11 protein-coding genes and 1 pseudogene are annotated in these 12,062 nt (G+C 37.8%); 1 reads left to right on the top strand and 11 read right to left on the bottom strand.

All coding sequences use genetic code 11. The features are described from left to right. Window positions 1-18: 18 nt before the first annotated feature. From NHH15_RS13425 to NHH15_RS13385, 10 genes and pseudogenes are all read right to left on the bottom strand, one after another. Window positions 19-744, bottom strand: coding sequence for a type 1 glutamine amidotransferase (locus tag NHH15_RS13425; protein ID WP_262067165.1), 726 nt, complete (start codon window positions 742-744; stop codon window positions 19-21). Beyond that, window positions 741-2,093, bottom strand: a complete 1,353-nt coding sequence (locus tag NHH15_RS13420; protein WP_262067164.1) for a Mur ligase family protein — start codon at window positions 2,091-2,093, stop codon at window positions 741-743. The genes NHH15_RS13425 and NHH15_RS13420 overlap by 4 nt, the downstream gene beginning before the upstream one ends. 102 nt (window positions 2,094-2,195) lie before the next feature. Further along, on the bottom strand, window positions 2,196-3,917 hold the full coding sequence (locus tag NHH15_RS13415) for an NADH-dependent [FeFe] hydrogenase, group A6 (RefSeq protein WP_262067163.1): 1,722 nt from the start codon (window positions 3,915-3,917) through the stop codon (window positions 2,196-2,198). Continuing rightward, window positions 3,911-5,746: an NAD(P)-binding protein gene (locus tag NHH15_RS13410; RefSeq protein ID WP_262067162.1), complete on the bottom strand. Its 1,836-nt coding sequence runs from the start codon at window positions 5,744-5,746 to the stop codon at window positions 3,911-3,913. The genes NHH15_RS13415 and NHH15_RS13410 overlap by 7 nt, the downstream gene beginning before the upstream one ends. 151 nt (window positions 5,747-5,897) lie before the next feature. After that, a pseudogene (locus tag NHH15_RS15915) lies at window positions 5,898-6,173 on the bottom strand (heavy metal translocating P-type ATPase); the annotation flags it as partial. Next, window positions 6,094-6,366, bottom strand: a complete 273-nt coding sequence (locus NHH15_RS15910) for a P-type ATPase actuator domain-containing protein (protein ID WP_416386586.1) — start codon at window positions 6,364-6,366, stop codon at window positions 6,094-6,096. The gene NHH15_RS15910 and the pseudogene NHH15_RS15915, both read right to left, overlap by 80 nt. Window positions 6,367-6,847: 481 nt before the next feature. After that, the gene (locus NHH15_RS13400) at window positions 6,848-7,084 is read right to left on the bottom strand and encodes a DUF6110 family protein (RefSeq protein ID WP_262067161.1); all 237 of its coding nucleotides are present in this window, start codon (window positions 7,082-7,084) and stop codon (window positions 6,848-6,850) included. A 142-nt stretch (window positions 7,085-7,226) separates the two neighbouring features. Beyond that, the gene (locus NHH15_RS13395) at window positions 7,227-8,357 is read right to left on the bottom strand and encodes an aldo/keto reductase (RefSeq protein ID WP_262067160.1); all 1,131 of its coding nucleotides are present in this window, start codon (window positions 8,355-8,357) and stop codon (window positions 7,227-7,229) included. Beyond that, the gene (locus tag NHH15_RS13390) at window positions 8,354-8,959 is read right to left on the bottom strand and encodes a uridine kinase family protein (protein ID WP_262067159.1); all 606 of its coding nucleotides are present in this window, start codon (window positions 8,957-8,959) and stop codon (window positions 8,354-8,356) included. Before NHH15_RS13390 ends, NHH15_RS13395 begins: the two co-directional genes overlap by 4 nt. After that, on the bottom strand, window positions 8,949-9,527 hold the full coding sequence (locus tag NHH15_RS13385; RefSeq protein ID WP_316044080.1) for an ECF transporter S component: 579 nt from the start codon (window positions 9,525-9,527) through the stop codon (window positions 8,949-8,951). The genes NHH15_RS13390 and NHH15_RS13385 overlap by 11 nt, the downstream gene beginning before the upstream one ends. 188 nt (window positions 9,528-9,715) lie before the next feature. Here NHH15_RS13385 and NHH15_RS13380 point away from each other — a divergent pair, with 188 nt between their 5' ends. After that, window positions 9,716-10,612 (top strand): AraC family transcriptional regulator, encoded by an 897-nt coding sequence (locus NHH15_RS13380; RefSeq protein WP_262067157.1) that lies wholly within the window; start codon window positions 9,716-9,718, stop codon window positions 10,610-10,612. A 65-nt stretch (window positions 10,613-10,677) separates the two neighbouring features. Here NHH15_RS13380 and NHH15_RS13375 read toward each other — a convergent pair whose 3' ends face one another. Next, the gene (locus tag NHH15_RS13375; RefSeq protein ID WP_262067156.1) at window positions 10,678-11,670 is read right to left on the bottom strand and encodes a Fic family protein; all 993 of its coding nucleotides are present in this window, start codon (window positions 11,668-11,670) and stop codon (window positions 10,678-10,680) included. Between the last annotated feature and the right edge of the window lie 392 nt (window positions 11,671-12,062).

The raw sequence follows: 12,062 nt of genomic DNA, 5'->3' as shown, positions 1-12,062 counted from the left end.
TTTACATACTTGTTCAAATTATAGCATATCTGCGTAGGTCTTCACAATATAATCATTGGCATTTTTTTCCATCTCATCTGGCAATTCTTTTAAACGAACCTCTTCACCATACTTCTTTTGCAACGCTCTTTCCAACAAATAATCGCATATTTGTGGGTTCTTTGGAAGCAAGGGTCCATGGAGATAGGTTCCAATTACATTTTTGTAGACAATTCCTTCATATTCAGATTTTTCATCATTCCCATTTCCATAAAGCACCTTACCAAAGGGTGTGCAAGAGCCAATATCTGTCCTCCCGCCATGATTCTCAAACCCTGTAACCGGCATGTCAAACAACTCACTTTTCAAGACAATATTATCTACCAATCTTTTTTCTTCCCACTTTGTGGAAATATCTACAATTCCCAATCCTTCAATTGTCTTTTCTTTCGTCTTATAATATTTACCCAGGAGCTGATATCCGCCACAAACAGCCAGCACCACTCCACCTTGTTCTACATAGTCAATAAACTCCGCTTTTATTTCTTTTAAATATGCACAAACAATTTCTTGTTCCCGATCCGAGCCTCCACCTAGAAGAATAATATCAAGAGCAGAAAAGTCTATTTCATCTCCTGAGAGATAGGGAATAACTTCGGCTTCTATCCCTCTCCATTCCAGACGCTTAACAAAGCACTGAATATTCCCTCTGTCTCCATATAAGTTCAAAAGATCCGGATATAAATGTCCGATTACCAGCTTCATCTTGCTCCTCCTGTATCCTTTAGGTCATTCAATATCTTATTTGTAGAATACAATCCTGTGTAATTTACAATTACATAAAGATTTTTCACCCCTTGGCTTAACCGTTCCTTCACAACCTCTTCCATATCCTCTTTCACTTCGAAAGAAACATCTTCATACTTCAGCCGAAGAGCCATATCATATTTTCGAGTTCCGAGAAGGGTAATCGAATTAGCTTTTGCCTTTGCCAAGTACTGAAAATCCACATCCCAAAGCCAGGATATATCTCTCCCATCCTGATAAGAATCATTAATTTGAATGATAATATCTTTTGGAGCATCGTCCTTTAATACAAGAGAAACTTTTTGCTGGAATCCCACTGGGTTCTTTGCCAAATGTAACTGCGTTCTGGTACCATTTATATCAAAAAACACTTCTCTGTCATTTCCATAATCAAAACTCTCTGCCATTTCTTTAAAATGAGGAATTGGAATCTTTGCATTTTTAAGAAGGGCATATGCTGATAATGTATTATAAATATTATAAGGCGTTCGAGCCGTAGATTCTATTGTCATCCCATCCATTTCAAAAGAGTATACCTGATTATGATAGCAAATACTCTTCGCTTCATAGTCCGGAACCGGCCTTTCAAAACCACACTTTGGACACTTATAAATTCCGAGCTGTCCATAGTGAAAAAAGCGATATTCAATTTTACTTTCACAGACTCTGCAGAATGTACTTTCCCGAATCTCGGATTTTGATATGTTATCAAAAATTTCTTCACTGATTCCATAGGTGATAAATGGGTTCTGACATTCTTTGGCCAGACTATAGGATAAAATATCGTCTCCATTTATTGTAAGCTTGCATTTCGGAACACTATTATAGGCTTGCTTTAATTTATTGAAAGTAATATCCACTTCACCAAAACGGTCTAGTTGATCTCTTGAAATATTTGTCAGAATTGCAACGTCAGGATTTACCTGAGGTAAAACTGCAACCGATGCCATTTCATCTACTTCAATACATGCATAATCCGCATTTATCCTTCCCTGTTTATCCGTCGCTAAAACAAATGCTGAAATTATCCCATTCAGCATATTTGCACCGGTACGGTTAATGATGACATTGTAACCCTCTTCTTTTAGGGCATGGTAAATAATACTATTTGTTGTTGTCTTCCCATTCGTTCCCATCGTAACAATTCTCTGCTTCTTTACCATGGAACTTAATACGCTTAAAATATTCGGATCAATACGAAGCGCCACCTTACCAGGAAAAGTAACTCCATTCCCTTTATTTAATTTTTTGATTAAATAACTCGTTATTTTTGCTGCCCTAATGGCAAGTTTACTTCTAAGTTTCATTTGTTTTTCCCAACTTTATTTTTTTATCTAACCCATTATATCGAAAACTTACACATTAGTAAAGGGAGACGATCAACGTCTCCCTCTCTTGTCTTCATTTCTTTAATATCTCCACTTGCTTTGTTCCGTGTGAAGCAAATGATGAGATTTCTCTGATAATGGACTACCAAGAAATTCTTTGTAAAGTGTTAATACCTCTGGATTTTCATGGGAATAACGGATGGGAGCATTTTTATCCAATCGATAAAGTATATTTGCTCTTCTTCCAGCTCTTTCCTCTCCATCTTTAATCGGTTGACCACCGCCTCCAGAACAGCCACCTGGACAGGCCATAACTTCTACAAAATCATAATATGCTTTTCCCTTTTTTACGTCCTTAATCAGCTTTCTTGCCTCGCTAAGTGAGGATACCACTGCGCACTTCACTATATTTCCATCAATATCTACTTCTAATTCACGGCGATCCGTATATCCTCGCACTTCTTTAAATGCATCCGGATCAATGTTCTCATTTTTGATTAAGAAATACGCCGAACGAAGGGCAGCTTCCATAACACCTCCTGATGCACCGAATATTACAGCAGCACCTGTTCCTTCTCCAAGAGGACTGTCAAATTCTGTTTCCTCCAAATCAGAAAGATGAATGCCATCCATTTGCATGATTTGCAGCATTTCTCTCGTGATGAGAACCACATCTACATCCTTAATTCCTTCGTTAGCATTTACTTCTTCTACGCTGCATTCATATTTTTTAGCACTACATGGCATGACAGAAATCACACAGAGGCGACTAGGATCTACGCCGATTTTATCTGCAAACCACGTTTTTGTTACTGCACCAAACATTTGCTGGGGAGATTTTGCTGTTGAAAGCTGATCTACCATTTCAGGAAATTCGCTCTTCATAAATCTTACCCATCCCGGACAACATGATGTAAACATTGGCCACGCATACTCATCTTTATGGGTCAGCTTATGTAAAAGCTCGCTTCCTTCTTCCATAATCGTTAAATCCGCTGTGAAGTTCGTATCAAACACATAATCGAATCCAAGTTGTTTCAAAGCGGTAACCATTTGTCCAGTTGTTAATTCCTTCTCCGTGATGCCTAATGCCTCTGCAAAACCTGCTCGAACCGCCGGAGCAACCTGAACCACGGTAACGACCTCAGGATCATGAAGAGCCTCATATACGGAACGAATATCTCTTCGTACCGTCAACGCTCCTACTGGACAATGTGTTACGCATTGTCCACAGATGGAACAATTCGTGTCTCTCATTTCCTTATTTTCTGTCACTCCTACAGTAGTTCTTGCACCTGTGTTAATCATGTCCCATACCCCAAGACTCTGAACTTTATCACAGATATTAACACAACGCATACATTTAATACACTTTGTCGAATCTCGTATAATCGGAAAAGTAGTGTCTGTCCTTCCTTCTTCCCAATCCTTCCGGAAAGGAACACTTAATAACCCCATATTTTCAGCAATGCTTTGCAAACTACAATTCCCATTTCTTACACATGTTGGACAATCGCTATTGTGTTCCGAAAGAATCAGTTGTACGTTTGTTTTCCGAACGTCTCGCACACGTGGGCTATTCGTATGAATTACCATGCCGTCCTCTACCAAATGGTTACAAGAGGATACAACCCGATCCATTCCTTCTACTTCAACAATACAGACACGACAGGCTCCAATTTCATTTATTTCTTTCAAAAAACACAATTTCGGAATCTCTATACCATTCTTTTCTGCAGCTTCCATAATCGTAGATTTCTCATCTGCGACAATTTTTTTGCCATCAATTGTAATATTTACCATTTTTGTGCCCTCCCCCCTCTTAAAGATCCATATCCATAATAATCACAACGAAGGCACCTATTTGCTTCTTGCTTCATTTCTTCCATTGACATACAAAGTTCAACCGCCTCGAAATCCTTACTTCTTTCTCCTGCTTCTCTCTCTGTCATTTCAACTCTGCCACAGGTTCTTCGGTTATTCAGATGCACCATTGGAATTTCAATTTCATCTTCCATTTCATGATGATAACCCAAATATTCATCAATATTTGCTGCCGCAACTTTTCCGCCTTCAATCGCACGTATTACCGTAGCCGGCCCTGTTACACAATCTCCGCCTGCAAACACCCCATTGTTTTCTGGAACATTCCCATCATCTAAAGCCCCTATTGCCCCATATTTAATATCAATACCAGAGGTCTCAAAATGCTTAAATTCAATGTTTTGGCCAATTGCAACCAACACGGTATCGCAATCAATCACTTCAACTGGCTTATCTGCATCTTTCGGGCTTGGTCTTCCCTTGCGATCACTAAAACTGATAATTTGTGGCTGAACACGAAGTCCTTTTACACTGCCCTTTTCATCCTTTTCAATTGCTAAAGGAACTTTTAAGGTTACCATTTCAACACCTTCTGCAACAGCACTTTCTACTTCTTCTGCAAGGGCAGGCATATCTTGCTGCCTTCTTCTATAGACAATTGAAACTTTTTTCGCTCCAAGTCTCACGGCTGACCTTGCACAGTCCATTGCCACATTACCGCCACCTAAAACTGCAACAGTCTTTCCAGTAAAATCTGGCATTTCTTCTTCACCAATTCGATATAAAAGGTCTACAGCAGACATAACACCTTCTGCATCTTCGCCTTCAATTCCCATCTTTTTATCTGTGTGAGCACCGATTGCAATATAAATCGCATCAAACTTTGCTCTCAAGTCATGAAGGGAAATATCTTGTCCAATCCGTACATTTGTGTGAACCTTTACCCCCAAACCGATGATTGCATCAATATCATCTTGAAGTCTTTCCCTCGGAAAACGGTAACTTGGAATACCATAACGAAGCATTCCTCCCAGTTTCGATTTTTCCTCATAGACTTCTACTTCATGCCCCATCAAAGTTAAGTAGTAAGCCGCACTCAGCCCACTAGGGCCTCCACCTACAATTGCAATCTTCTTCCCTGTAGATTCTGCAATTTTTTCGTTTGGTACATTCTTAGCAAAATCAACAGCGGCTCTTTTAATTCCACGTATATTGACCGGCGTATCAATCATTCTTCGACGACACTTTCGTTCACAGGGATGCTCACAGACAAAAGCACAGGTAGTTGGAAATGGATTGTCTCTTTTAATTAAACGAACCGCATCCTCATATCGTCCTTCGTACATAAGAGCCATGTATCCTGGAACGTCTACATTTGCTGGACAATCAGCAATACATGGTACTGGATTCTTAGTTGCGTCTACATTTCCTTTCTGTTGAATATACTTTACGTATTCATCGTAGCATTCTTTCACGCCGTGATAAATCATTCTGGCAGCCTCATAACCAATTGCACAGTCTGCTGATTCATAGATGTTTTTTGCCGTGTCCATAATCAAGTCGATTGTCCCCACATCCGCCTTGTTCTCCAGTATGCTTTCCAACAAATACTGAAGCTGTTTCAAACCAATTCGACACGTTGCACATTTTCCACAGGTCTGGGCATGACACATTTTTAGAAACCCCAAATGAAAATCGGCCGGACAGGAATCCACAACTCCGGCAATCATTCTGCGTTCCAGTACTTGATACATGTGGTCAACAGATGCCTGAACCGCGTCAGATTTTTTTACTTGTAACCTACTCATATAACTCCTCCTTATTTATCCAAGTTGAATATGAAAAAAGAACCATTATGGTTCTTTTTTCTTTCTTGTATATTAGAATTATATCACCCTAGTAAATTGATTACAATTTTGTTATTTTTTTAACTGCTTTTATAGTAAATATGCACAATTATTAGGATAGTAAGTTCTCCATACTTTTAACACTTATTCCAATTGTAGAAAGATTATGCAATAAGGCCGTCGTGGTTGGCATAATAAATCCTCCTACTCCAAGTACAATAAGACCCGTATTAATCCCTACAATGCTTCTGTAGTTTCCTTTGATACGTTTCATAAGGCTATCGCTTAAAAGTTTAAGGGTTACAATTTCATAAAGATTGTCTGCCGAAATCGTAATATCCGCAATCTCCCTTGCGATTTCTGCCCCATCGCTTATCGCAATTCTTACTTTCAACACCAGACTTAAGAGCCTGTGTCTCTTCAATCATGGCAACGATTTTTTCGTATCTGGTTGATCCCGTCGTTTCTTTTACGCGGATAATTACTTCCCCTTCTTCCACAACAGTTCCTGCATATGCATAGCCTTCTGCGGATTTCTTTACCGGATTTGATTCTCCTGTCAGAGATGCCTGGTTTACCATAGCAACGCCACTGATAACCTCACCGTCGATTGCTGTTCCATCCAATACCTCTACTTCCAGTTTCCTTCTTGCCAGAGAGCGCAGACCTTTGTATACATATTTTAAAGCTTTTAAACTGGACCACACAGCTCTTACTGCATATGGAACGAAAAGCTTTCCCATGTAGCGAAGTAATACCTTGCATACCAGCTTATCTCGATAAGAAGTGTTTAATGCTCTTCCTGAGTACTTAATCAGACTTTCTTCTACTTGGGTATCCTCATAAGAATATGCTTTCAGAGCTGTTATGATCTCCTCTCTCTCACCTGTGTAATAGATGATTGCATTCCCCGTGTTCTCATGCACTTTTACATTCGTCACGTTTACCAACCGGTAAATGTAATAGAGTAAAGTATCTGCCTCACGATAACTAAGGGACTCCTTACAAGTGTGAATTCTCATTCTTCCCTTTGTTTCATGCTTGATTATAAATTTCATAGGCTCACTCTACTTTTCTTTTCTCATTGATTTCTTTTGCCTCTTCTAAAATATCTTCTGCATTTTCCTGTACAGAAGTAGCAGTCTTCATTACACACTCTTTTCCACGAAGTACTGCAGCTGTTGTTTTCGTATATACATTTTTGGCATCCTTACTGGATAATAGTTTCACTCCAGCCGTTCCAAAAAGTACACCTCCAGCAAAAATACCAAGTCTCTTTAATTTAAAAATATCCCACATAAATAAATCCCCCTTTATACTTTGATATTACTTGTGCAAAGGAGGATTAGTCAAACTAAATTGTTCTTATTGATAAATTTTATCTGTAGTAAATATTACCGATTTTCGTTTTCATTTTCATATCTCTTTTTGTGCATTCTGCTCAAGCCATCTTATCAGCAAAATCGGACATTGCAACGGATATTTTTATTTGCTGAGGACAGACTGATTCACACTGGCGGCAGCCAATACATGCACCCGGTTGCTTTTCTTCCGGCATTGCTATAAGAGCCATCGGAGCAATAAACCCATTTTCCGTAAAGCAGTGCTCATTATACAATTCAATTAATCCCGGAATGTCAAGTTCCATTGGACATTTGCTAATACAATAACGACAGGCCGTACAAGGGAGTGCTATTTTCTTAATCATTTCACTGCCAATATCAAAAAGCACTTCCTTTTCCTTCTCGTTTAATGGTTTCTCTGTCTCAAATGTTCTAATATTCTCTTTTAGCTGCTGCATATTCGACATGCCAGACAGTATCATCTTTACTTCGGGAATGGTCTGTAAGTAGCGGAAAGCCCATGCGGGAATCCCTTCTTCCGGACGCAGTTTCTTTAGTCTTGCCTCATCCTCTTCCTTCAATGATGCGAGGCTCCCGCCTCTAAGGGGCTCCATTACCCAAATTGGAATATTGTATTCCTTCAGCAATTCCACTTTTGCCTTCGCATTTTGAAAATCCCAATCCAAATAATTCAGCTGGATTTGACAGAAGTCCATGGCATCTCCGTATGCATTTAGGAACCGTACAAAAGTATCATAGCTTGCATGTACCGAGAAGCCTAAATATCGAATACGTCCTTTTTCCTTCTGCTCTGACAAGTACTTGTAGATTCCATATTTTTCATCTAAATATCCATCAATATTCATTTCACATAGATTATGAAACAGATAAAAATCAAAATAGTCCACCTGACATTTTTCCAACTGCTTTTCAAAAATCTCTTCTACCTTCCCCATATTTTCAAGATCATATCCCGGAAATTTTGTAGCAAGATAAAAGCTCTCTCTATCATAATCCTTAAGAGCTCTTCCCAACACGGTTTCAGAATTGCCTCCGTGATATCCCCATGCAGTATCAAAGTAGTTGATTCCCTCCTTTAACGCATAGGAGACCATCTCTTTTACTGCCACTTCATCAATCCTGCTATCATCACCATCAATTACAGGGAGTCTCATTGCTCCTAATCCTAATGATGACAGCTCAATTCCTTGAAATTCTTTATAAATCATACATTGCCTCCATTTCTTCCTTCATTCAGGACAAAACTTGTATCACATTTGTCTTTTATCTTAAATTCATTAAAATATTTTTCTTCCATCGGTATCCAGCGACTAATAAACGTCTCATATTCTTCTGGATTCCGCCTTCTAATACGTTCCTTCTGCTCTTCCTTTGGTATATCAAGGAAAATACTTAAATCATAAGGATCTCCAAAATATGGGTGACAGCTATAAGATCCTTCGATTATTGTAACTACACTTTGTTCCATCTGTACTTTATCCATCAATCTTTGCTTCTTACAATCATAAGGGCGGTAGGAAAATGCTTCCCTTTTAATTCCTGGAGTAATTACTTCTTCTAACACTCTTTCATAGTCTATATTTCCACCTGGTTCACTCAGACGTTCTTTTGTTCTTTGGTGCATTTGTAAAAAGAATGAATCCATTGGGATTACGTTATATGAGCAGCTAATTTCCTGTGCCAATCGCTTTGCAAGTGTTGTTTTACCGGCAGCACACCTCCCATCAATTCCTATCATTAAATGACTTTTATGCTTCTTTCTGGATTGAATCCAATCCAGAAGCTCATCTACTGCACTTTCAACTTTCAACCCCATCCTTCCTTTCTCCGCTATTCTTATGCATCTTACTAAATGGCACTATTTTCGTTTTATCTAAGGCAACCATAATTGCAGGGATGAATAAAAGCTGCACAATAATACCGGGGATTGAACCCATCAAAGTACCTGATAAAAACATCTTCCATGTAAATGCATTTCCTCCAATCCCTAATAGAATACCCTGAATGATTCCCCATACAAAGCGTCCTGCTATCATTGCAAGAATCAATGATTTGTAGAGGCTCTTTATACACTTCCATTTTGAATGATTGTATAAAAATCCTGCAATCATTCCATAAGCTGCCAGTTCAAAAGCCATTGAAATCGCCATGGGAAACATTATCGGCATCCCAAATACTATGGATCTTAAAATCGGCAATGCCGCACCTATTACCAGTCCATATCTCCAGCCACATATCAGACCGCATAGGAAAACCGGAATGTGCATCGGTAAAAGCATACTTCCTACTTCCGGAATTTGCCCTGTGAAAAAAGGCAATATGAATCCAACTGCCATCATCATTGCCGAAATAATCATCTTGTTGATTTTATTGTTCATTCTCATTACTCCTTGAAATTTTCTCTAATAATTTTACTATATCATATGTAAAACTTAGTATCACGTATATTTTCATCTTCTAACGTGTTTATTCAAAATGTAGATAGTATTATATTGATTTTTTCTCTTTATATTGCTAGAATATATCTATATTAATAGAACTATATTGATTTCAAGGAGTGATTATCATGCAGATTGCTGTAGATACAACAAAAAAGGAACGTAAAAGACACGGTAATGATGCCTTTCCCATACTCATAAGTCCAGAAAGTATCTTACGTTATGAACAAGGGAATTTTTTATGGCATTGGCATACAGAAATCGAAGTAACTCTTGTAACAGAGGGGGAAATGATTTATGAAATAAATGACTCCCTTCATCATTTGCAGAAAGGAGACATTCTTTTTTGTAATTCTTCTGCCCTTCACACTGGTAAAAATCATGAAAACAAAGTATGTGACTATATTTCACTGACCTTTGATCCAAAAATTATTTATGGATATGAAGACAGTTTGCTTTATGATAAATACGTCAAACCAATCATTCTGAATCCTGGCATATCCTCTGTCCTTTTTAAGCCTGAGGATAAAAGCTATCAAGAACTTTGTAATTTCTATCACGACCTGCTCTCCCTTGATCAAGAAAGAGCCGAAGGTTATGAGTTAGATATGGTCTTTATCATAAACCGCATTTGGAAAATCATTTATCAAAATGCTTTTACTACTCTTGATACTCCTTTATATGACAAAAGAAACTATACCCGGATTCGGACAATCCTAAGTTACATCGAAAATCACTATAGCGAAAAAATCACCCTTGATGATATTGAGAAAGAATTAAATTTGTGCAAGAGTGAGTGTTGCCGTATTTTCAAACGTCACATGAAAGTCTCTATTTTTAATTTCATTTTAAAATACCGTATTGAAAAGAGCTTGCAATATCTCATAAATTCAGAACATACTATTGGTGATATTGCGGAAAGCGTTGGTTTCAATGACCCAAATTATTTTGCAAAAACATTCCATAATATTATGGAATGTTCTCCTATGCAGTATCGAAAAAAACATATTGGTATTATGATGTGATAAATGTCGGTGATATCATTGGAAACATTAAGATTGAGACTAATCCAAACCGGGTTAGTCTCTTATTACAACTTTACATATTTTTGATTTTTACTGTTTGGCTTGTCTGGAATGGTCATTTTAACCAAGTTACTTTTGATCGCAGGATTCATATAATTCTTTCTGAAAGTTTCTTTTGATTTAAGCTTGAGCTTATCCATTATTTCATTCGACGAATATGGTATATCATACTCCATAATAGCAAGCATTCTTTTGACATAATCTGACAGGCCTTCTGTATTCATGCTCAATTGTATTAGTATTTCAGAAAGCACAGTATCTATCTGTTGTAAAATAAATTCGATAAAGACGTTTGATTTACCATCCTTGTGACACTGTGCAATGGCATTATAATATCCATCCTGAAATTTTTCTATCTGGCTTTCAATCGGGATAAACTCAAAAACACTTTTCCACTTTGTAAGAAATACGCAGTGCCATAGCCTTGCCATTCTACCGTTACCATCTGCATACGGGTGAATAAACACAAATTCATAATGGAATACACTTGACAATATTAGTGGATGAATTTTATCCTTCTCACATTGCATCCACTGAAATAAGTTGTTCATAAGCGCTGGAACAAGCCGTGCTGGTGGTGCCATAAAAATGCATTCGTCACCATTGAATACACCTTCCTCTCCACTTCTAAAGCAGCCCGATTCATCAACAAGATATTTTGTCATTACTCCATGCATTTCGTTTAAATCGTTTAAGTCGTATGGATTAATTGAGGTAATTTTTCCATATGCTGCGTATGCATTTTTCACCTCACGAATCTCTTTTTGTTCGCCAATTACTATGTGACCGTTGATTACATCCCGAACCTGTCTTAATGTGAGTGAATTGGCTTCGATTTTTAACGATGAATGAATGGAACGAATCTTATTATTCCTTCTCAAATGGGGCTTTGATTCAAGGTTGTGCTGATAATTAATATTGCCTATCTTTTCAGAAATGCTACTCACATAAGAGAGCATTTTATGTGTGATATCAAAAGGCGGGTTATTGTCGCTCATTAAATCACTTCCTATCTTGCTTATTATCTTGCGTGTTATCTTGCGTGTTATCTTGCTTCATTATATCATATGATTCAAAAAATTCAACTTTTGGTTTCATCACTTTTGCAAAATAAACAACATAATTCCAGGCATTGATACTGTGCGCAGATATCATGCCACAGACATTTATTAATATTTTAAAAAGGGGATGTAAAATAACTCCCTACTAAGAAACACCAAAATCGGTGAATGTCGATTTTGGCGTTTCTTTGCTCTAATTATCTTTTTCCTATACCCTAAGCCTATGTCTCTTCCTAAAGTGCTCTGTATCGATGAGTTTAAAGGAAACACTGGTGGTGAGAAGTTCCAATGTATACTTGTTGATGGAAAGAAAAATCGAATTATAGACA

It is taken from the genome of Aequitasia blattaphilus, assembly GCF_024721305.1.
GTDB classification, from domain to species: Bacteria; Bacillota; Clostridia; order Lachnospirales; family Lachnospiraceae; genus Aequitasia; species Aequitasia blattaphila.
The sequence above is the reverse complement of the archived record's forward strand: the minus strand, read 5'-3'. Positions and strand labels throughout refer to the sequence as shown.